The sequence below is a fragment of the Acinetobacter sp. BIGb0196 genome (genome assembly GCF_011759595.1).
GTDB classification, from domain to species: Bacteria; Pseudomonadota; Gammaproteobacteria; order Pseudomonadales; family Moraxellaceae; genus Acinetobacter; species Acinetobacter guillouiae.
In genome coordinates this window covers 211774-233603 of record NZ_JAAOZA010000002.1, presented here as the reverse complement: position 1 = coordinate 233603, position 21830 = coordinate 211774, and the positions used below count along the sequence as shown (strand labels likewise).

The following is a 21830-nucleotide window of genomic DNA, read 5'->3' as shown; positions in this document are numbered from 1 at the left end:
TTGAAATCAATATTTGTATTGATCACGCAAGCTTTACTTGCTTAAGCATTTGCGATTCTTATATTTTCAGATAAATTATCCACTACAACAATTATTTTTAAATCAATCATGCGTTTTTGGATTCTACTCTGTGTAATTGCCTTTACTGCTTATTTTGCGATACAACGCATGATGTATCCGCAATTGAATCATAATTCTGCCATTGATCGTATCACGCATCCTTTAGATACCCGTTTACGTTATCGTATTGGCGAAATAGATCCGCGTTTTCATGTCAGTAAACAGCAAGTACAAAATTTGGCACAACAAGCTACCGATATTTGGCATTTAGGAACCATGAAAAGTCTCTTTGTTTATGATGATCATGCCAAACTGACGATTAACTTAATTTATGATGAACGCCAAGCGGAATCTAGCGCCAGAAACCAAGAGTTGCGTATTTTGCAAAATACTCAACAATATACACAAAGTGAAAAACAAAAAATTCAGCAACTTCACGCTGAATTAGATCGTACCAATGATGAATTGGATCTGCAAAAAACCAATTATCAAAGTAAAGTTGACCAGTATAATCAGTTGATCAACACCCTTAATCAATCCCATCAAAATTTAGATGCCTCAGCGAGATTGCAGTTAGATCAGCAGAAAAATCAACTGATCATCGAGCAGAACCAACTCAAACAACAGTTAGATATTTATAATCAAAAAGTCTATGAATTAAACCGTCAAGTTGGACAGCTCAACGCTGTCAATCAACAATACAATCAATCTGTGGATCACTTTAATAGCCGTTTCCAACCACGCCAATTTGATAAAGGCGTATTCGATGGTAAAACCATTAATATCTATGAATTTGCTTCGGATGCAGACTTGCGTGTCACGATTGCACATGAACTTGGGCATGCTTTGGGTTTAGCACACAATAATGATCCTAAAGCACTCATGTACCCAATGATGAAAGAACAAGATTTGAAAAATTTTAGATTAACCACAGCGGATTTAGCCATGCTAAACTCAAGACAACGATAAGCAAAATTTAGCGATGATTATCAATTTTAAATCCATAATTTATTTATGTATTTAAATCAGTTTTATGCAAAATCATGTTATTGTGAATCCCTGAAGCAATAAATTGAGGAGATGACTGTGAGCTATTATCATATTATTTTAGAAGTAAATGATCATATCAGCACGATTGAGCAAACTCGTGATATTGAAATTTTTGATATTACTGAACTTCAACCTTATCTCCATTCAATTCTGCTGCCTTATTTCAACGAACAAATCATTGAACTAGAAGACGACAATGTCGAGTTTAAAGATGTTCTACACCTTGAAATTAAACAGACCTTATTGCCGATTCAGCATTTAATTGAAGAAGAACAAAAACAGTTACCTAGCGATACCGATGTAACCATTACAGCCTATGAAATCTTTAATGATCGTGATCATACGCAGGATGTTACTGCAGTCATTTTAGATGTCCTAGAAGCGGTCAAAATTGATCCTTTCGCAATTGAATAATCCACATAAAAAAGGTCTGCTTATGCAGACCTTTTAAATGAGATCAAACGTTTATTGCATCATATTCTTTGCCGCTTCATTTCTAAAAGCTTTTAAAATCTGTTGCCCTGCTCGCCCTGTTGGACTCAATCCTAACTTCACTTGCTCTTGCTGAATAGCCTGACGCGTTTTATCGCCAATCAAACCATCTGCATCGCCAATCGCATAGCCTTTTTTCAATAAATAATTTTGAATTTCTCGGCGTTCTGTACGAGATGTTCCTGCATCGTCAGTTGGCCATGCGGTTTGAAAACCGCCCTTGCCTTGTAAACGATCAGACAAATGTGCAATTGCCAGTGCATAACTTTCCGCAGCATTGTACGAATAAATTGCATCAAAGTTTTTAAACACCAAGAATACTGGACCATTTGCACCCGCAGGCATCATTAAACCAGCCTGAGCGCCTTCCGATAAATTGCCTTGAATGATTGGAGTACCGTCAACACGAGTAAAACCACGATTTACCCAAGTGCTCAACGATTTTTTATTACGACGACTTTCACCACCTACAGAGGCACCAGTTGGGATTTTTACTTCAAAGCCCCACGGCATTCCCGTTTGCCAGCCACGTTTTTTCAAAAAGTTTGCTGTTGATGCCAAAGCATCCGAAGTACTTGAAACCAAGTCACGTCGACCATCACCATCAAAATCTACGGCCAACTCTTCATACGTTGAAGGCATAAATTGAGTATGACCAAATGCCCCTGCCCATGAACCTTTTAACTGTTCTTCGCGTAAATCACCTCGTTGTAAAATACGCATTGTGGCAAAGAATTCACCTCGAAAATAACCTTGTCGACGCCCTTCACAACTTAAAGTTCCCAACGCTTGTAATAAAGGATATTTTCCTGAAATGTCACCAAAATTACTTTCCACGCCCCAAACAGCAACAACCGTTTCTGCTGGAACGCCGTAAGCTGCTGAGACACGGTTTAAAACTTCACGATGCTGAGCCAGCATTTGACGGCCTTTCTCTACCCGCTCTTCATCGACCAAACCTGAAAGATAATCCCAAATCGGTGTTGAAAACTCAGGTTGATAATCCAGTTTGCTGATGACCGAATAATCAGGCGTTAGATTTTGCGTATAACGATCAAAGGTTGTGCCACTAACACCTGAACTGATCGCTTGCGAACGTAAATTTGCAATACAGCTTTGAAAATTAGAATTGGGTGTATAGCTTGTATTCGGTGTTGTTGTGATTGGTGAGCTAGATACAGCCTGACCGTTAATGATTAATTCAGCATTGGCATGCGATGCTGCCAACAAAACAGATCCACAAATCAAAGTTAAATGACGCATAATATCCACAAAATGGTTTTAAATTTAAATTATGTGAATACCATAGCAGTCTGTGAATAAAATGACAGATGTAAAAACGTAAATTTTGAATTCATTGTTTGATTTTAAATTCATAATTCCCAGTTCACTGTTTTGAATTTAAATATAGTTATCCACACCCCAGTAAACTTATCATTTTTTAAATTCAAAACTTTCACACAAATTTGAATTCAAAAACATCATTATTTTAGCAACCTTAGATTTAAATTTAAAATTCCACTCAATCCCATCAAAACTCGCTTAAGTGTTTATTTTTATCCACAATTTGGATTTTGGATTGGTGAGTCAAAACTTATCCACAGTCGTTATTTTCACTTCGAGCAATCAAAAGTTTAAATTTAAAGTTTTAAATTCAAAAAACACCCTCAAGTTAATTTAAATTCAAAGTGGATAACTTTTTGGGTTTTGCTGTTAATACTTTTGAATTCAAATGTTCTAAACCCTTTAAATTTGAACTTTGAATTTAAAAATAGATGCTTGTTTTTCTGTTTATTGAAGCTGTTTTTTCATCATTCTTGTTTTTATAGCCCCAGAAAATGATCCATTTTTGGGTCATTGCTTAGCGATAAAATAGGGGGAGCATCATGATACAGAACAGCAGAGTAGAAAAAAGCGGGCAATAGTTTGACCGCTTTTTTTACATACAAAATCGAGCTTAAATGTTCATATCTTCGCTTAATGACAATGGATTCGGTAAAATCTTCGCCAATTGACGACATAAAGTCGTTAATTCAGCAGCATCATTTGGCATCAGGGTGATATGACCAATTTTACGACCTTCACGTTCTGTTTTATTGTAAAGGTGTAAATGTGCACCTTTTAACGCTAAAACATCTTCGGATTTAGGGTGTTGCCCAATGATATTTACCATCACTGTTGGTCGAACCACTTCGGTTGAACCGAGTGGTAAACCTGCCACTGCGCGAATGTGATTTTCAAATTGCGAACATACTGCGCCTTCAATTGACCAATGCCCAGAGTTATGCACACGTGGTGCCATCTCATTGGCATATAAGCCTTTTTCAGTCACAAACAATTCAAGTGTTAACACACCAACATAGTTCAAATGGTTTAACAAACGTGTGATGTATTCCTGCGCAACGGGCTGTAAATCAGCACTGTTTGGAGCAGGAACTATTGAATGCGAGAGAATACCATTGTGATGATGATTTTCAGCCAAAGGCCAAGTTTTTACATCACCATCAATACCACGCACTGCAATAATTGACACTTCACGAGAAAAAATCACAAAACTTTCAGCGATTAATGATCCTGCTGGCCCCAACTCAGCCCATGCCTGATCAATTTGATCCACTGAACGTAGTACAAATTGACCTTTACCATCATAACCACCTGTCGCAGTTTTAAGTACGATTGGTAAGCCTAATTCGCTTACTGCAAGCTTAAGCGTCTCCAATGAATCGACTGCTTTATACGGCGCAACAGGAATTTCCAGCTCATCAAATAAAGCTTTTTCAGAAAGGCGATGTTGTGCGATTGCTAAAGCTTGGCGTGGCGGATACAGATCTTTTTGCTTGGTTAATACATCAACATCAATCAATGGCGTATTTTCAAATTCCAGACTAAAAACATCTGCACTGGCAATAAAATCTTGTAACCCATTTTCAGCTTTGGTGCTAAAAACTTGTCCCAATATTGCAGATGGACAATCAGCATCAGCTTCAAAAAATGTGCATTGGATATTTAATGGGAGCGCAGCTTGCGCCATCATACGGCCGAGTTGACCACCACCAAAGATACCGATGGTTTTATTCATAACCTGTGTCCCGTTTTTAAGCTTGACCCGGAATATTTTTACTTGCCACTTTATCGGTTTGAGCGGCACGGAAATCTGCAACATTTTTTGCAATTTCAGGGCGAGTTAAACCTAAAATTTGAGCAGCCATGATTGCAGCATTGGTTGCACCCGCAGGGCCAATTGCCAAAGTGCCAACTGCAATACCTGCAGGCATTTGTACAATAGACAACAAAGAATCAACGCCATTTAAAATTGAAGATTTCACAGGAACACCCAGCACAGGCAAATCTGTTTTTGCTGCGCACATTCCTGGTAAATGTGCTGCACCACCAGCACCAGCAATAATCACCTGAATACCACGTTCACGTGCTGTTTCAGCATATTCAAATAAGCGGTCTGGCGTACGATGCGCAGAAACTACTTCGGCTTCAAAAGGAACACCAAGCTGTTTCAGCATATTGGCAGTGTTTTCGAGAGTTGCCCAGTCTGATTGAGAACCCATAATAATTCCAACGAGAGGAGCGTCTTGTACAGCGGCCGCATTCATTGCATATATTCCATAAACGAATGTAAGGAAGTTTAAATACTGGTGATCAGTGTTTAAATGAATATCAAGAAGCTCGCTATTATAGACTGATTTTTCATCTCACGAAAATTTAACAGACGTAGGAAGTCAATTTTTTTTAAAGGAGCAGCCTAAAAGCCGTTTAACTTGAGAATAATTATGATCTCGAACTCATAAACAGCAGGAAAATTGCTGAAGATAGGGACATGAGATGAATATGCTGTCTGAGTAAAATCCTTGTTAATTCACACCATGGCAACTCATTTACTGGCTTCTAAACACAAAAAACACGCAGCCCATTAAACATAAACCCGCCCATAAATAATCTAATTTAAATGGTTGTTTAAACAAGAAAATCATAAATGGAACAAACACCAACAGTGTCACCACTTCTTGGGTGATTTTCATTTGCCCCAACGACCAACCATGTTGCGCCAATAAACGTGTTGCGGGAATCATAAAGCTATATTCAAGTAAGGCAATGATCCAACCAAACAAGATCGCTTGCCACAGTGGTGCATCATGTAAGAATTTTAAATGCCCATACCAAGCCAAGGTCATAAAACAGTTGGAGATAATTAGTAATAAAAGGGGGAGAGATAAAGCCATATTGATACCAATTAAATTATCAAGATATATTTTTGAACATTCAATGTCTGAACATTAAAGCGCTAAGGCAATTTTTTTACGTTTTTTGAAATAATAAATGAGCGAGCCTATTTCCAAAGTACCAAACAACAATACAGTATCGAATACTTGTTTCAATAGCGATTGATCATCATAAAATGAACTCAATATACCAATTAAAGCAACCCAAATGAGATGAAAAATTAATCCATTTTTTAATTTGTGATCTTTTGAGTCTTTTGTATTGAGGTATCCCATCCAAATGAACGCAAAATATTGGAAGAAGATTAAAATTACAGCTGCGACCATTAAAGGTATGGATATTATTTTTGCAATGCCTGCTATCAAAGCAGAAACAATAATCAAAAAAATAAAATAAGTGATATTTTTAATCAGCAGAAAGATAAAATCATGTATATCCATTTTTAATAGATAATTCAGAGTGTTCAATCGATATTAGCATTGATAGAAGAATAAAAATACCAAGTGAGAGTTCATTATTTTCAATAAAAACCCACCTTTAAAATCGTAACAAGAAAAACTATCTTTTCGCCTTAACCCTTGCTATCGTTGCTTTCAAATCAAATGAAACGGCTACACCACAACAACAAAGTGATGTGTCTATAAAAGCACTGGAGTTAACACGAATGCATCTGCATATTTTGGGTATTTGCGGCACCTTTATGGGTTCATTGGCGCTATTGGCGCGTGATTTAGGACATAAGGTCACCGGTTCAGATGCGAACGTTTATCCACCGATGTCGACCCAACTCGAAAATGCTGGCATTACCTTAATGCAAGGCTATGACCGTAGTCATTTACAGCCACATCCAGATCTTGTCATTGTAGGCAATGCAATGAAGCGAGGTATAGATGCAGTGGAATATATGCTCAATGAAGGTTTAGCATATATTTCAGGACCACAATTCCTTGCTGACCATGTATTACAAGGCAAACATGTGCTTGGTGTTGCAGGTACCCATGGTAAAACCACCACAACAACAATGCTGGCTTGGGTACTGGATCAAGCAGGTTTAAATCCTGGCTTTTTAATTGGTGGTGTACCTTTAGGCTTTAGTGAAAGCGCACGTTTAGGTGGTGGAAAATATTTCTGTGTAGAAGCAGATGAATATGACTCTGCTTTTTTTGATAAACGTTCTAAGTTCGTACATTATCATCCAAAAACTGCGATTTTAAATAATCTTGAATTTGACCATGCCGATATTTTTGATGATCTAGCAGCGATTCAAAAACAATTCCATCATTTGGTCCGTACTATTCCAAGTGAAGGTCGTATTATTGCCCCAATCACTGAAACCAATATCGATGAAGTGTTGCAAATGGGTTGTTGGACACCTGTCGTACGCACTTCACTTGACGCCAATAACAGCGCTGAAGTTTATGCTGAACAGCTTTCTACGGATGGTTCACATTTTAAAGTGCTTCAACACGGCATAATAAAAGGTGAAGTGAAGTGGAATATGACAGGGCAACACAGTGTTGCCAATGCTTTAGCAACCATTGCAGCTGCTGAACATGTCGGTGTTTCAATTGAAATAGCATGTGAAGCCTTATCGAATTTTGGTGGGGTGAAACGTCGAATGGAATTACTTGATACGGTAAATGGTATTGAAGTATATGATGACTTTGCCCACCACCCAACTGCGATTGATACAACACTTGAAGGTGCACGTAAACGTTTAGGTGAACGTAAGCTTTGGGCGATTATTGAACCTCGTTCAAACACCATGCGTATGGGCAGTCATAAAGATGGCTTGGCACATTCTGCACGTCTTGCAGATGAAGTGATGTGGTATCAACCTGAAGGTTTGGACTGGGATTTACAGCCTGTCATTGACGCTGCAACCAATAAAGCCGTTGTGGCTCGTACACTGGATGACATTATCAGTACCGTTGTTACACAAGCAGGTGAGGGAGATGCTGTGGTGATTATGTCAAATGGTGGTTTTGGTGGATTACATCAAAAATTGATTGCAGCATTAAAAGCAAAATAAGTCGAAATAAAGTGTAGAAAACCCACAAAATTTTGTGGGTTTTCTTTATTGATTTACTGAGGGTGTCTTTTCAATAAATTTAAAATCCTTAAGCTTGACCCAGCCTTCGACTAGATCATCTTCTATATTTTGATTTGGATCATTAAATATCACATAAACCCAGTCTTGTTTTTTTCTGTCTTTATAGATTGAATAAGCCGTGACATTATCATTTTGAAGCACAAAAGTATCATTCATCTTACAGATGTTTTTGGGTGCTGAATAAAAATAAATACGATGTTTAGATTTGCCTAACAACTCCCAACGTGGCTGTATTTCTTGCTCTTTTTTATAGCTTTGCAAATTTAATTCAAAACAACTCATTGCTAAACTGAACGATGAACTGCTCAATAACAATACAGTGATTATCATTTTTTTAAACATATTTAATCTTCTAACCGAATCTGAATGACCCAATGAGCATTGGGTACACAATAAAGCTAAGCTTTCACATCAACAAAACTTTTATCCCGTCTAAACATGACTTCGACATAGGAACAAGTTGGTACAATTTTAAGCTGTTTTTTACGTGCAAATTCAACCAAAGTATCTAACAACTGACGCGCAATTCCTTGACCACGCAAGGAGTCATCTACCCAAGTATGGTTCGCAATGATCTGATGCTCACCATGCCATAAATAACTGATCTCAGCAATTCGCTTACCTTGCTCATTATCGAAGTAAAATTCACCTTTTTGTTGATTATCTACATGTTGGAATTGCATATATTCTTTCTCATGGATGTTCTATAACACAATTCCACTGTAGCAAAGCAAACTTAAGATTTCAAAACATCATGAATCGATTGATCTTTATCAAACACTGATTTTGAAAAAGGGCAGAGTGGAATAATTTTCACATTCTTTGAGCGAGCCATCTCTACAACTTGATCTAATAATTTCCGACCTACACTTTGACCACGCAATTCATCTTCTACAACTGTATGGTCAATAATCAACATATTTTCACCCGCCCATGTGTATGCCATTTCAGCCAAATGGTGACCTTCTTCACCAATATAAAATTCACCTTTTTTACCATCATCTTTATGTCTGATTTCTAACATTTTATTTACTCTTATATACGTTTAAATTTATAGGCCTATTCAAAATGCCATAACTATATTTGAATTATTGTTAAATTTTGTCTGACAGTTCTATTTTTTATACAACAAACTTAGCTTAACTTTATCCACAATTCAGCCTAAAATTTAGCGCTAACCTCTTTTAATATTGACCATGTCTGCCTTATCTCCCCAAACTCCAGCACCACAATCTGCCCCCAGCGAATCCCAGCAATGGATCAGTGTGATTAGCCTTGCTTTCGCAGCATTTATTTTCAATACCACAGAATTCGTTCCTGTGGCTTTACTGAGTGACATTGGAAAAAGCTTTGCGATGCCTGCAACTGATGTTGGTATCATGATTACTCTATATGCATGGGTTGTTGCACCCATTTCATTGCCGATCATGTTACTAACCAAAAATATTGAACGGCGCTTTTTACTGATCATTCTATTTATGGTTTTTGTGGCCAGTCATGCATTATCTTATTTTGCATGGAGTTTCGATGTACTCCTGATCAGTCGAATTGGTATCGCATTTTCTCATGCTTTATTTTGGTCAATCACTGCATCACTGGCAGTACGAGTCGCACCCAAAGGTAAGGAGTTTCAAGCTTTGGGGCTATTGGCCACAGGTACAGCATTGGCGATGGTTTTAGGTATTCCATTTGGACGAATGATTGGTGAATCTTATGGTTGGCGTAATACTTTCGCTTTAATTGCAATTGGTGCGGCTATAGTTTGCGTCATCTTAGCCAATACATTGCCACGCTTACCGAGCGTCAATTCAGGCTCTCTGAGTAGTTTAAAGGTATTTTTAAAACGCCCAAGCCTGATGATTGTTTTTGCTCTAACCATTATTGTGATTACCGCGCAATTTACCGCATACAGTTATATCGAACCTTTTGCTTTGAATGTTGCGCATTTTAGCTCGACACAGACCACAACCTTATTATTAATCTATGGCGCAGCGGGTTTCTTTGGCTCTTATTTATTCGGTAAATTTGCCAAAAAATATCCAAAACTTCCGATACCGTTAAGTAGTGCGATATTGGCTGTTTCGATGTTATTGTTGACTTCACTGAGTACTGATTTTACCAGTTTTAGTCTACTGAGTTTATTTTGGGGCATGGCGATTATTTGCTTTAGCTTAGCTCAACAAGCCAAAACCTTAGCTTTAGCTTCTGATGCCACTGATGTCGCAATGGCGATTTATTCAGGGCTCTATAATGTGGGTATTGGTGGCGGCGCTTTGCTTGGTGGCCTAGTGACCACCAGTTATGGGCTCAATCATATCGGCATCGTTGGCGGTATAATCGCTGTTCTTGGGACCCTGTTAGCTTTAGTGCTTGTACAACGTAAAGATTTTATTCAAAAAAATAGGGTCTGTTGACAATTCGTCTACGTTTGCGACTACGTGTGTTTTTTAGGCGATACTAGGCGCGAAATACGAAATTTAGTCATTCTAAATAATGAGAAACATCGTTTCGCAAGGTAACACGTAGCGGCAAAAAACACACTAGTCCCCCGCTGCGCCTTGCGCTGCAAACAAAGCAGTGCTTTGTTCTTGCTCAGGGTTGTGGTTAAAATTATCTCAGCCTTCGTTATGAAACTCGAAAATAGACCCACTATTCTCTTCGTTTAATGCCTTGCCTGCTCAATTTTAACCTACAACGCAAGCCATTTATGAAATGCCAACAGACCCTAAATATCTTTTTACAAGTTTTAAAGTGACATGCTGAGTTAAAAACTTTAACTTAATTAAATTACTTTGATAAAACAATGATCATCAATGCAACCAATCATTTTATTTAAATTATTAACCACCACACTGCATCGGCAGTGTGGACGTATACATTAAAATAAAATGTAGAAACCAACCCTGCCAATGAGCGGGGTTATTTTTTGCTCCGCGATTTGGTCAATATTTACGGAGAAACTCATGTCTGAGTATCACAATAAACAAGCCTTACTCGTTATTGATCTACAAAATGGCCTATTTCATGCACAGCATCCTCCATTTCAAGCTAATCAATTGTTGAAAAACGTCAATCAGCTCATTGAATATGCGCGTGTTAAACACATTCCGATTTTTGCGATACGTCATGTTGGTTTAGCTGGCACAGGACTCGCACCAAATAGTCCAATGACTCAACTCATTGCTGAATTAAATATTGATCCCAATACAGATTACATCTTAGAAAAAACACGGCCAAATTGCTTTTTCCAAACAGATTTATCACAACAACTAGAATCTTTAAATGTTGAAGAAGTGATCATCTGTGGTTTAAAAACTGAATTTTGTATCGATAGCACAAGCCGTGCAGCAAAAGACTTAAATTATAAAGTGACATTAATTTCAGATGCGCACAGCACAATAGATTCAAAGGTTCTCAATGCTGACCGTATTATTCAGCATCATAATTCAACGCTCAATCAAGCTTTTGTTGCACTAAAAACCAGCGCTGAATTTTGTACATAAAATAAACTACATAAAAATACATTCAAAATTTGCACATTTTTAATAAATATGCGATTCTCACTAGATATTAAGAAATGAAAGATTTCTTACACAGTATATTGAACAAGGGGAGTAGCCTCCTTTATCAGAATATCGTCATTACGCTTTGAAAAAAGCCGGTATCTGAGCATTTGAGATTGATGTACATAACTCAAATGTAGGCAAGACCTTGATCATGTTGACACAGATGTTTAATCATCTGGCAACAGGTCAAGGTTTTTTTATGCCTGATTGCCAGATTCGGAGAGTTTTATGGAAACTATTGGCAATCCATGGCTGTATCTAGCGTTCTTCGCTATTGTTATTGTCATGCTACTGATCGACTTTTTAGGCTTTAAACAAAAAGAAGGGCAAGAAGTCAAAATTAAAACTGCTGCCTACTGGAGCATTGCATGGGTCAGTGTTGCAGCGTTATTTGGTGGTGGTTTATGGCTATATCTACAACAAACCGCGGGTGTTTCAATTGCCAATAGCAAAGTCATGGAATACTTTGCAGGTTATCTACTTGAAAAATCATTAGCGATCGACAATGTCTTTGTCTGGTTGATGATCTTTGCTGCATTTGCGATTCCACAAGGCTTACAACGTAAAATTCTGCTCTATGGTGTATTAGGTGCAATTATTTTACGTACCATCTTTATTTTTATTGGCGCATGGTTCGTTCAAGAATTCTCTTGGGTGCTTTATCTCTTTGGTGCTTTCTTGGTTTATACAGGCTATAAATTCCTTAAAGGACAGGATGAAGAAGAAACCAATATCGAAGATATGGCTATTCTAAAGTGGCTACGTAAACATATGCGAATCACCCCAAAATTAGAAGGTGCTCAATTCTTTGTTCGTCAAAATGGTGTGTTGTGGGCAACCCCGTTATTCCTAGTCTTAATTTTAGTCGAAGCTTCAGATGTAATTTTCGCGGTCGATTCTATTCCAGCGATTTTTGCGGTGACCAGTGATCCATTTATTGTATTAACTGCGAATTTAATGGCGATCTTAGGTCTACGTGCAATGTTTTTCTTATTGTCGGGTGCCGCGTCTAAAATGCATTACTTGCCTTATGGCCTAGGCATCATCTTAGTCTTCATTGGCTTTAAAATGTTAATGCTGGATGTCTTCCATATGCCGATTTGGATTTCGTTAGGTTTCATTGTGATTGTCTTGGCAATTACCGCTTGGCTCTCTATTCGCCATAGCAAAAAGCACCATGAAACAACCTTATAAACACTAGATCAAGCCTTCCAATTGGAAGGCTTTTTTATGCTCAATAATACTCAACGATTTAAATTATATGGACAGTATTGAAATGAAATCTTTATCCATCAGCCTAGTCATCTGTTGTAATAGCCATCTGTTGTCTTGGAGTATGATCTTCACTATGGTTTGATTTATTTAAATCTGATCCCCTAATCATCCACAACAACCAGCTTTTTCCATCTGGTCAAAAACTTTTTAGCCTGAATCCGTGCTAAAAAAACTGGATAACTGACCAAACGTTTATTCCATCTCAATTTTAATTCAAACAAATCATTTAGCCCAAACGGCGCAATAATTTCGATATCATCATTTTCAAGTAAACGTACTGCAATTGCGGTTGCCGTTTCAACCCATACGGATAAAGCATCGAATAAGGATTGGTATTGAGGGATAGAGTTTGCATCATCTGTTTTATACCACAAATGCACATAGGCTTGATTGACCACATCCCATTCATTATTAGGAAATTTTTGCTTTAACAATTCAGTCAAATGTTGTTCTTTAAGGCCTTGTTGATCATTTAAATCATAGAAAATGACATCGATTTCAATCTGATCAAATCCATAACTCTGATGATGTAAAATAGACCATACCAAGTTACGAATTACACCTGCACTCAAGTATGCATGTGCATGAATATCTCGCAAATACTGTAACCGAAGCATCAATTCAGGATATGAATAGATGATCTGTTTTAACTGTTTAGTATTGTCCATTGTTGTCTTATTTCACCATTTTCCAAGACTGTAGCGATTGTTGCTATAAAGATAAACTCACAATATAGAATATGCCTTTAGCCACTAATTTTAGTTATATTTCGATAAAAATTTCCCTGCGCTAAAACAATAAAAAATAACGTTATTCAATTTTTTAGAATGCTTTCGCGCAAAACTGCATACAGCACCTGATACAAATTTCAGGTACAATCAATCGAAAAAAGGATAAATTGCAGGTTCTACATGTCTTGTGTTGTACAGAAAACAGCGGTTCGTGGGCGTTTTCTTGATATTAAAAATACCGTTTCTCAAGCAACTCAAATATTAGATCAAGTTCGTTATATCGAAGATGGTTTACTGATCACAGAGCAAGGCAAAATCACATGGTTTGGCCCTTGGGAAGATGCACAGTCTCACCTGACAGATGATATTCAAATTGATCACTACCCAGAACAACTGATTGTGCCTGGTTTTATTGACACCCATATTCATTTTCCACAAACAGAAATGGTGGGTGCATATGGTGAACAACTTTTAGAATGGTTAAATACCTATACTTTTCCAACAGAAATTCAGTTTGCAGATAAAAACTATGCCGACAAAATCGCACAGTTTTTTGTCCAAGAATTACTTAAAAATGGCACCACAACAGCACTGGTTTTTTGTACGGTACATCCCCAATCAGTCGATGCCTTATTTGAAGTGGCAGAACAGCATCAGATGCGTTTAATTGCAGGTAAAGTCATGATGGATCGTCATGCACCTGAAGCACTGACAGACACTGCTGAAAGCGCATATCTTGACTCTAAAGCACTGATTGAAAAATGGCATGGTAAAGGTCGTAACCTATATGCCATTACTCCGCGTTTTGCTCCAACCTCTACACCTGAGCAATTGGCAAAAGCAGGGCAGTTAAAAGCAGAGTATCCAACGGTATATGTGCATACCCATCTCAGTGAAAATAAAAATGAAATTGCATGGGTCAAAGACTTATTCCCAGAGCAGAAAGGTTATCTGGATGTCTATCACCACTATGGTTTAACAGGAGAGCGTTCTGTTTTTGCACATTGTGTTCATTTAGAAGAGCATGAATGGGATTGCATGCATGCAACTGATTCAGCAATTGCATTTTGCCCGACATCAAACTTATTTTTGGGAAGTGGTTTATTCCCATTAAAAAAATCCTGGGAAAAACAGGTCAAAGTCGGCTTAGGAACAGATATTGGTGCAGGAACAGCCTTTTGCCAATTACAAACCCTCAATGAAGCCTACAAAGTGCAACAACTCCAAGGTGATAAACTTTCGGCGATGGAATCACTTTATCATGCAACGCTTGGTGGAGCGAAAGCGTTACATTTGGATGCGCAATTGGGCAATTTCAATATCGGTAAAGAAGCCGATTTTGTTGTTCTAGATTTAAAAGCAACGGCGCTACAACAACTGCGTCAGGAACGTGCTAAAAACATAGACGATGCATTATTTGCCTTATTTACCATGGGGGATGATCGCAATATTCAAGCCACCTATATTTATGGACAAAAAGCCTATGAGCAAAACCCAACAAAAACCGCGTAAATCAAAGAAAAAACTGATTTTGATTGGTACAGTTTTTGTAATCTGTGCATTCGTTTTAAAACGTGATGCACATTGATCATTTCGGTTTAAATTAGGACATTTACATTTTCAAATGTCAAAAAAGATGCATCTTGATCTGATATGTTTTAAAATTATGTCATCTTTTAGGGTGTTGCTAGTCAACACCTTTTTTAATTTTAGAATTTGATGTTTAGGTTTTTAGGTATTTCCCATGACTATTGAAATGAAAGTGATGATTTCTGCTGAAGAAATTCATGCAAAAGTTCAGGAACTTGGTAAAAAAATTGATGCGCATTATGCCAATAGCGATAAAGAGCTTGTCTTAATTGGTTTATTGCGTGGTTCAGTGATTTTTATGGCTGATTTATGTCGTGCAATCAGTAAGACTCATGAACTCGATTTTATGACCGTTTCAAGCTATGGTGGCAGTACAACATCTTCTCGTGATGTCAGAATCCTCAAAGATTTAGACGGCGAAATTCGCGGTAAGGATATCTTAGTCGTGGAAGATATTATTGACTCTGGCAATACCTTAAGCAAAGTATTGGAAATTTTAAGTACACGTCATCCCAACTCGATCGAGCTGTGTACTTTAGTCAGCAAACCGTCTCGCCGTGAAATCGATTTAGATGTGAAATTTCTTGGCTTTGAAGTTGAAGATAAATTCATTGTGGGCTATGGCTTAGACTATGATCAAAAATATCGTCATATTCCATTTATTGGAGAAATTGGTCTTTAATTGAGACCTCATCACATCATTTTAACTAAAATGAGTTAAGCGACTTCGGTCGCTTTTTTTATTTTTTTAGCTGTTGTAGTGAACAAAAATGCAACAACTTGTAGCAAATAAGCGCTTTTACTTCCCTAGAGAATATTTGATTATTAAACTAATTCGATGCAGTAACTCACGACAAAATAAAGAAAAAGGAGAAAGATTATGATGTCACTGATTAGTGCAATTGTGATTGGTTTTATTGCAGGTTTGATTGCACGTGCAATTCACCCAGGTGATGATAAAGCTGGCTTCATTGTAACAACAGCACTCGGTATTGTAGGTTCATTGGTTGCAACCTATGGTGGTCAATTACTCGGCCTATATCCAAAAGGTGCATCAGCTGGATTTATTGCCTCAGTCATTGGTGCAATAGTGGTACTCTTTATCTATAACATGATTGCCAAACGTACTTAAATTTTCTCCTCAATATAAAAAGCACCCTCGATGGGTGCTTTTTTACGCTATCAGCTTCTAAGCGCTGTTTATAATCCAAAATTTTTCCATATTTTCTCAATTTCTTCGGCAGGGTAGGCACCCATCACCTTATAACCATTTGAGAAAATAATTGCTGGTGTTCCATGCAAACCTAATTTTTTACCCAATTCCAAATTACGCTCGATTGGCGTTGCACAATTTGCTGGTGCTGTCGGTTTAATCCCATTTTGAATCAAATTTTTCCATGCATATTCTTTATTTGCAGAACACCATACTTGCTTAGATGGCAAAATTGATTGCGCTTTGATGGAATAGATAAATGTATAAATTGTCACATCATTGAGCTTGGCTAAATTCCCTTCAAGCGTCTTGCAATATGGGCAATTTGGGTCAGAAAAGATTGCAAGCTGACGCTTACCATTCCCCCTAACTGTTTTTACAGCATCATTCAAAGGTAATGCTTTAAAATCTATCGTATTTTCTTTAACTGCTAAATCTTTGGTTAAATTATGCTGATCTTTCAAACGAATCATTGAACCAATAAATAAATGCTGGGCATCCTCATTGACATAAACGATTTGACTATCCAAGGTCCCACTATATAAACCCTGCATTTCTGTTGTTTGCAGGTTATTAATTTTTACATTGGGATACTGCTGTGCTAATTTTGCTTTCACAGTCTCAACACTGGCAAAACCAGCTGTACAAAAAGCCAGACTTAAGCTCAATGCGATAAATTGCTTTAACATAAATCGATAAAATCAAAATAAATATTGAGATGCATTAAAGCATAATTCATCAGCTGACTTGTTTAAAAACTGTGATTGATCCTTATCTCTGTTCGCAATTGTTCTCTACCGATCACAGTACCTTGAACTGTTAAAAAAACTGTACTTTATTCTTGCTCAGGTTTCACGTGAAACCCAACTAAACATCGCGGTTTTGTTGATTTCAACAGAAATATGCACCAATTGTTTATGAATAGATAAAGCGTGGCGTACCTGATCAGCATTTAAATTTTTATCATTGGATTCAAGCGCTAAAATCACTGAAAATTTGGCTTTAGCGACTTTCCATACATGAATATCGGTTATTTTTGCTTCAGCATTTAGATGCTCAATCACTTCACGTACTTCATCGACTACAGGATGATCCATTTCCGCATCTAATAATGTTTGCGCCGTTTCTTTGATTAAACCATATGACCAACGTCCGACTAAAATTGCCCCAACAATACCCAATACAGCATCCAAAAAGTCCCAACCCAAATACTTTGCAGCAAAAAGAGCAATAATCGCCAAGACAGAGGTCAGTGCATCTGCAACCACATGTAAAAACGCAGCTTTTTGATTTAAATCATGTCCATGATGGTCATTATGTCTATGTGAATGATGGTGATGGTGATGGTGATGGTGATGGTCAGCATGATCGTGTAATAGCCATGCACAAACCAAATTGACCAATAAACCTAAAATAGCAATCAAAATCGCTTCATTATAATGAATCTGCACAGGATGGAATAAACGCACTAGCGACTGGAAGGCCATAAATAAGGCCACCACCATCAATAGAATTGCACTGCTATAGCCAGCAAGAATTTCAATTTTCCATGTACCAAAACTAAAACGAGAATCCTGCGCATAATAACGAGCAGCTCGATAAGCAGCATAAGCCAAACCTAATGCCAGCATATGCGAACTCATATGCCAACCATCTGCGAGTAAGGCCATGGAATTAAAAATCCAGCCTCCCGCAATCTCAAAAATCATCATCAATCCAGTCAAAATGGTCGCCCATAAGATTTTCTTTTGTGCTAAAGGATTACCTTGATCAAATTGATGGCTATGCTTTCGCTGAATGGTCTTGAATTGCATGAGGCGTGATCCTATATACTCCCCATGAGTATATAATTTCAATTTAAAATATACTATAAGGGAGTATGTTAAATAGCGGATTAATTTATGAGTCATTTACATCAAGATAAAAAAGTCCTCAATCGAGTGAAACGACTAAAAGGGCAAATTCATGCGATTGAAGAAGCTTTGGTTGATCAGAGCAGCTCATGTATCAGCGTTTTACAGCAAGTTGCAGCAATTAAAGGTGCCGTGAATGGCTTAATGAATGAATTGATTGAGCAGCATTTAACCGAGCATGTGATTAAAGACACTCAAGCCGTGGATGAAGCTGAATTACAAGAATTTTTAAAGCTGCTCAAACGCTATTCATAACTCAATTCACAGTCATCTGTGCTTGAATGTTTAAGTTTCCATTGACCCTTTACTGATTAAGTTTTAATCTTTCCATACTCAATTCCTTCCATGCCGAACTTTGTATTGAACAGGTTTGGCATTTTTATCTGCAAAACATTTGCATTTGAAGTCTTATATTTATGAATCAACAATCATGGCGTTCATTTTTAATGATCAGCCTAGCCTTATGTATTGGTACGATTGGTACGGCGCTCGCTAGTCCCTTATATCCAATTTATCAACAACTTTGGCAATTACTCCCAAGCCAGATCACCTATATTTTCGTGGCCTATATGTTTGGTTGTTTAACCACATTATTATTTTTAGGACGTAGCAGTAATAGTTTTGGTTTTATTCGTACCTTACAAATCGGGCTATTGTTTGCTGTGATTGGCCTAACACTGTCGGTGTTTGCATCAACCACCTATTTGCTTGGATTTGGCCGCTTTATCATTGGCATTGCCTCTGGGTTGATCAGCACCTCTGCAATGTTAGGTTTGATTTATACCATTCCTGACTCACATAAGCAGAATGCCGCACAGTTAAGTTCAATTATTACCGTGATTGGCTTTGGACTGGGCCCGTTTATTGGTGGCGCAATCGCACAATTTTCTGATCGCCCACTTGTCACACCTTATTTACCCGTAATTGTTGCAGCAATCATCAGTTTGATGAGTTTATTTACGATTAAAACCATGAGGTTTGAAAGGCAGCCATTTTCTATTGCACCCCACTTACAACTGCCAGAAGCTCAATTTAAAAAACTGTTTTATATCGCCAGTTTTACCGCATTCTGTGCTTTTGGCTCATTTAGTTTATTTGCTTCATTAGCACCTTCCTTTATTCGAGATGTGATTCCTTGGCATGGACCATTGGTCAGTGGTGCAACCATTGCCAGTATCTTAATGGTTTCTGCGATCGTCCAATTTATAGCAAAGTCTTTTGATATGCATAAAGCATTGAATACAGGCTTAGTCTTATTGATTTCCAGCTATATTATTTTATCGATCTGTATGACCATGCATTGGAGTTTCTTATTCTTTTTGAGTGTGGTTTTGGTCGGAATGGGGCATGGTTTAACGTTACTGAGTGCTTTTGCATTGATTCACCACATGACCAATGTTGAAAATCGGGCAGCTGTGGTTTCTACTTATTTGTTTATTGCCTATTTTGGCACCATTGTGCCGATCATTAGCGCAGGCTTTTTATCTGATCATTTTGGTTTAATGGTTGGTGTTTTAGGCTTTTGTGCAGGAATCGGTATCTTATGTATTTATTTATTGATCAGTCATTTAAAAATTAAAGCTTGATCAAATATCTAGGCGCACAGCGCCTAGATATTGGTTAAAAGCAATTATTGAATAATCTCAATTTTAACCACTTCTATATCAGTGGGTTTATAGCGGTGAGTATCGACTTCCCCCACAACTTTAACTTTGGTACCCGGTTTTAATTTTTTTAAATCGATAAGATCATCATCCACTTCGATCCCAATGGTGCCCGTGCTGTCTTTTAGCTCATAATGTTCATGTTTTATTTGACGAACAATTGTCCCCGTCAAGGTGACAGCTGTTTCATCATTGGCACGTATTGCTTGTCCAATGGTGATCTTGTTTTTGGCAGCTTCTTGAATAATCACATGATCATCTTTACCCGCCCAAACATTTGACGTCATCACTAAAACAGCAATCGCAAGCAATAAAGGAGTTTTTTTCATGAAAAGAAGCCTTTGTTGAATATGTAATTGATCTTACAGTAAACAATTCTAAGATTGATGTAAATTCAGCTTACAAAAGCACAACTTTTCATCAAAAAAAGCGGACTTATGTCCGCTTTTAAGCTTTTAGAGTAAAGGATTACTTTCCAATACAAATTACTTTCCAATACAGAACGAGCCAAAAATTACCCCTAATAGATCATCTGCACTAAAATCGCCTGTGATCTCAGCTAAGGCATTCTGTGCTAAACGTAACGATTCAGCGACCAGTTCACCCGCATGATAGACCTCAAGTTGCTCATGTGCTTCTGCAAGATAGTGCTGAGTACGCTTCATTGCGTCTAAATGGCGTGTCCGTGCAATAAAGGTATCTTCTTCAGGATGGAAGCCAGCATGTGCTGTAATCGCATCTATAAGCGCTTGTACGCCCATTTCCTGTTTGGCCGACACGCTAATATGGCGAAAACCTTGAAAATCACTTAATTCAGGTGATTGCGCAGTTAAATCACACTTATTACCAATCAACATCAAGCGTTTAGTTTCTAAATGATCTTCAAAATAGCGCTGAGCAAGTGCTAAAGGATTTTCACCTTGGCTCAGGTCATAAACCAAAAGTAATAAATCCGCTTGCTCAATTTCTTTGATTGCTCGGCGAATGCCTTCTTTTTCGACCACATCACCTGTTTCACGTAAGCCCGCAGTATCGGTCAGTGTGATAGGCAAGCCATTTAAAGTAATTTTCTCATGCAGTACATCACGCGTCGTTCCTGCAATATCCGTAACAATGGCACGGTCATTTCCCGCCAAGGCATTCAATAACGAAGATTTACCCGCATTGGGCTTACCTGCAATCACCACTTGCAGACCTTCACGTAATAACTGCCCCTGACGCGCAGAGTGTTGTACAGCAGAGACTGAAGCCTGCACATCTTCAAGTAGATGAAGAATTTTTCCATCTGCCAAAAAGTCGATTTCCTCTTCAGGAAAATCAATCGCCGCTTCAACATGCAAACGTAAATGAATCAGTTTTTCCAATACAGTATTCACTTTATTGGAAAATGCACCTTGCAAAGAACGTACTGCAGAACGCGCAGCGGCTTGTGAAGTTGCATCAATTAAATCTGCAATCGCTTCAGCTTGAACCAAGTCCATTTTGCCATTTTCAAAGGCTCGCATGGAAAACTCGCCTGCTTTGGCGGCAATAGCACCCAGCTCGAACAATCGTGCAAGAAGTGCATTTTGAATTACAGGACCACCATGTCCCTGCAATTCCACCACATCTTCACCCGTAAACGAGTTTGGATTTGGAAAGCAAATTGCTAGCCCCTCATCCATCACTTCACCTTTTTCATCAAAAAACTGACGAAAGCCAGCAAAGCGCGCTTGGGGAAGCGCTTTTTGAGTTAAAGCTTGTGCAATCGCATAAGCCTTAGGACCAGATAGACGAATCACACCTACACCACCACGTCCAGGTGGAGTCGCAATTGCTGCAATTGTGGTTTGGCTTACAGGGTTACTCATCTAAATTACTCAAACTTTGACAATAAAAAAATCCGCCTAAGATTACCATCTTAAGCGGATTTTTTCAGCTATTGCTT

24 protein-coding genes are annotated in these 21830 nt (G+C 38.0%); 11 read left to right on the top strand and 13 right to left on the bottom strand.

All coding sequences use genetic code 11. The features are described from left to right. Positions 1-108 precede the first annotated feature (108 nt). On the top strand, positions 109-1029 hold the full coding sequence (locus FHR28_RS13830) for a matrixin family metalloprotease (RefSeq protein ID WP_154130491.1): 921 nt from the start codon (positions 109-111) through the stop codon (positions 1027-1029). A gap of 111 nt (positions 1030-1140) precedes the next feature. Beyond that, positions 1141-1524 (top strand): hypothetical protein, encoded by a 384-nt coding sequence (locus FHR28_RS13825; RefSeq protein ID WP_154130490.1) that lies wholly within the window; start codon positions 1141-1143, stop codon positions 1522-1524. 51 nt (positions 1525-1575) lie between these two features. On the opposite strand, the gene FHR28_RS13820 is transcribed toward FHR28_RS13825, so the two are convergent. From FHR28_RS13820 to FHR28_RS13800, 5 genes are all read right to left on the bottom strand, one after another. Then, positions 1576-2865 (bottom strand): lytic murein transglycosylase, encoded by a 1290-nt coding sequence (locus FHR28_RS13820; protein ID WP_166782891.1) that lies wholly within the window; start codon positions 2863-2865, stop codon positions 1576-1578. 694 nt (positions 2866-3559) lie between these two features. Beyond that, positions 3560-4681 (bottom strand): 5-(carboxyamino)imidazole ribonucleotide synthase, encoded by a 1122-nt coding sequence (locus FHR28_RS13815; protein ID WP_034613296.1) that lies wholly within the window; start codon positions 4679-4681, stop codon positions 3560-3562. Positions 4682-4697: 16 nt separating this feature from the next. Next, positions 4698-5210, bottom strand: coding sequence for a 5-(carboxyamino)imidazole ribonucleotide mutase (gene purE / locus FHR28_RS13810; protein WP_004718991.1), 513 nt, complete (start codon positions 5208-5210; stop codon positions 4698-4700). Between the two features lie 282 nt (positions 5211-5492). After that, complete coding sequence (locus tag FHR28_RS13805; protein WP_034613299.1) at positions 5493-5837, bottom strand: DMT family protein; 345 nt, start codon at positions 5835-5837, stop codon at positions 5493-5495. A 54-nt stretch (positions 5838-5891) separates the two neighbouring features. After that, positions 5892-6278 carry a hypothetical protein gene (locus FHR28_RS13800; protein ID WP_166782890.1) on the bottom strand — a complete coding sequence of 129 codons (387 nt, stop codon included), beginning with the start codon at positions 6276-6278 and terminating at the stop codon, positions 5892-5894. Between the two features lie 224 nt (positions 6279-6502). On the opposite strand from FHR28_RS13800, the gene mpl reads away from it, so the two are divergent. Next, positions 6503-7870 (top strand): UDP-N-acetylmuramate:L-alanyl-gamma-D-glutamyl-meso-diaminopimelate ligase, encoded by a 1368-nt coding sequence (mpl, locus tag FHR28_RS13795; protein ID WP_166782889.1) that lies wholly within the window; start codon positions 6503-6505, stop codon positions 7868-7870. Between the two features lie 45 nt (positions 7871-7915). On the opposite strand, the gene FHR28_RS13790 is transcribed toward mpl, so the two are convergent. The 3 genes from FHR28_RS13790 to FHR28_RS13780 are packed head-to-tail and all read right to left on the bottom strand — an operon-like array spanning position 7916 to position 8975. Beyond that, positions 7916-8293 carry a hypothetical protein gene (locus tag FHR28_RS13790; RefSeq protein ID WP_166782888.1) on the bottom strand — a complete coding sequence of 126 codons (378 nt, stop codon included), beginning with the start codon at positions 8291-8293 and terminating at the stop codon, positions 7916-7918. Between the two features lie 56 nt (positions 8294-8349). After that, positions 8350-8634: a GNAT family N-acetyltransferase gene (locus FHR28_RS13785; protein WP_166782887.1), complete on the bottom strand. Its 285-nt coding sequence runs from the start codon at positions 8632-8634 to the stop codon at positions 8350-8352. A gap of 53 nt (positions 8635-8687) precedes the next feature. Further along, positions 8688-8975, bottom strand: coding sequence for a GNAT family N-acetyltransferase (locus tag FHR28_RS13780; protein WP_004718974.1), 288 nt, complete (start codon positions 8973-8975; stop codon positions 8688-8690). A 172-nt stretch (positions 8976-9147) separates the two neighbouring features. Here FHR28_RS13780 and FHR28_RS13775 point away from each other — a divergent pair, with 172 nt between their 5' ends. The 3 genes from FHR28_RS13775 to FHR28_RS13765 all read left to right on the top strand — a co-directional run bounded on the left by FHR28_RS13775 (position 9148) and on the right by FHR28_RS13765 (position 12711). Continuing rightward, complete coding sequence (locus FHR28_RS13775) at positions 9148-10365, top strand: sugar transporter (protein WP_166782886.1); 1218 nt, start codon at positions 9148-9150, stop codon at positions 10363-10365. A gap of 549 nt (positions 10366-10914) precedes the next feature. Further along, positions 10915-11454 (top strand): cysteine hydrolase family protein, encoded by a 540-nt coding sequence (locus FHR28_RS13770; protein ID WP_166782885.1) that lies wholly within the window; start codon positions 10915-10917, stop codon positions 11452-11454. Between the two features lie 291 nt (positions 11455-11745). Further along, complete coding sequence (locus FHR28_RS13765) at positions 11746-12711, top strand: TerC family protein (RefSeq protein WP_004718969.1); 966 nt, start codon at positions 11746-11748, stop codon at positions 12709-12711. A 182-nt stretch (positions 12712-12893) separates the two neighbouring features. On the opposite strand, the gene FHR28_RS13760 is transcribed toward FHR28_RS13765, so the two are convergent. Beyond that, positions 12894-13460 carry a nucleotidyltransferase family protein gene (locus tag FHR28_RS13760; RefSeq protein ID WP_166782884.1) on the bottom strand — a complete coding sequence of 189 codons (567 nt, stop codon included), beginning with the start codon at positions 13458-13460 and terminating at the stop codon, positions 12894-12896. 243 nt (positions 13461-13703) lie between these two features. Between FHR28_RS13760 and guaD the strand changes: the two genes are divergently transcribed. From guaD to FHR28_RS13745, 3 genes are all read left to right on the top strand, one after another. Beyond that, positions 13704-15035: a guanine deaminase gene (guaD, locus tag FHR28_RS13755; RefSeq protein ID WP_166782883.1), complete on the top strand. Its 1332-nt coding sequence runs from the start codon at positions 13704-13706 to the stop codon at positions 15033-15035. 232 nt (positions 15036-15267) lie between these two features. After that, on the top strand, positions 15268-15795 hold the full coding sequence (gene hpt / locus FHR28_RS13750) for a hypoxanthine phosphoribosyltransferase (protein ID WP_004718958.1): 528 nt from the start codon (positions 15268-15270) through the stop codon (positions 15793-15795). Between the two features lie 198 nt (positions 15796-15993). Further along, the gene (locus FHR28_RS13745; protein WP_004718955.1) at positions 15994-16245 is read left to right on the top strand and encodes a GlsB/YeaQ/YmgE family stress response membrane protein; all 252 of its coding nucleotides are present in this window, start codon (positions 15994-15996) and stop codon (positions 16243-16245) included. Between the two features lie 68 nt (positions 16246-16313). Here FHR28_RS13745 and FHR28_RS13740 read toward each other — a convergent pair whose 3' ends face one another. Both FHR28_RS13740 and dmeF read right to left on the bottom strand, forming a co-directional pair. Then, a complete protein-coding gene (locus FHR28_RS13740) occupies positions 16314-17015 on the bottom strand; it encodes a DsbC family protein (RefSeq protein WP_004718953.1) in 702 nt (233 codons plus the stop codon). Positions 17016-17171: 156 nt separating this feature from the next. Then, positions 17172-18140 carry a CDF family Co(II)/Ni(II) efflux transporter DmeF gene (dmeF, locus tag FHR28_RS13735; protein WP_171527366.1) on the bottom strand — a complete coding sequence of 323 codons (969 nt, stop codon included), beginning with the start codon at positions 18138-18140 and terminating at the stop codon, positions 17172-17174. An 87-nt stretch (positions 18141-18227) separates the two neighbouring features. Here dmeF and FHR28_RS13730 point away from each other — a divergent pair, with 87 nt between their 5' ends. Beyond that, entirely contained in the window at positions 18228-18494 is a 267-nt protein-coding gene (locus tag FHR28_RS13730) for a metal/formaldehyde-sensitive transcriptional repressor (RefSeq protein WP_004718949.1), read from the top strand. Between the two features lie 161 nt (positions 18495-18655). Beyond that, on the top strand, positions 18656-19825 hold the full coding sequence (locus FHR28_RS13725; RefSeq protein ID WP_166782882.1) for an MFS transporter: 1170 nt from the start codon (positions 18656-18658) through the stop codon (positions 19823-19825). A gap of 44 nt (positions 19826-19869) precedes the next feature. Here the strand turns inward: FHR28_RS13725 and FHR28_RS13720 are convergent, their stop codons facing one another. Both FHR28_RS13720 and mnmE read right to left on the bottom strand, forming a co-directional pair. After that, complete coding sequence (locus FHR28_RS13720) at positions 19870-20232, bottom strand: NirD/YgiW/YdeI family stress tolerance protein (protein ID WP_004818181.1); 363 nt, start codon at positions 20230-20232, stop codon at positions 19870-19872. 156 nt (positions 20233-20388) lie between these two features. Then, positions 20389-21753 carry a tRNA uridine-5-carboxymethylaminomethyl(34) synthesis GTPase MnmE gene (mnmE, locus tag FHR28_RS13715; RefSeq protein WP_034613331.1) on the bottom strand — a complete coding sequence of 455 codons (1365 nt, stop codon included), beginning with the start codon at positions 21751-21753 and terminating at the stop codon, positions 20389-20391. Positions 21754-21830 lie beyond the last annotated feature (77 nt).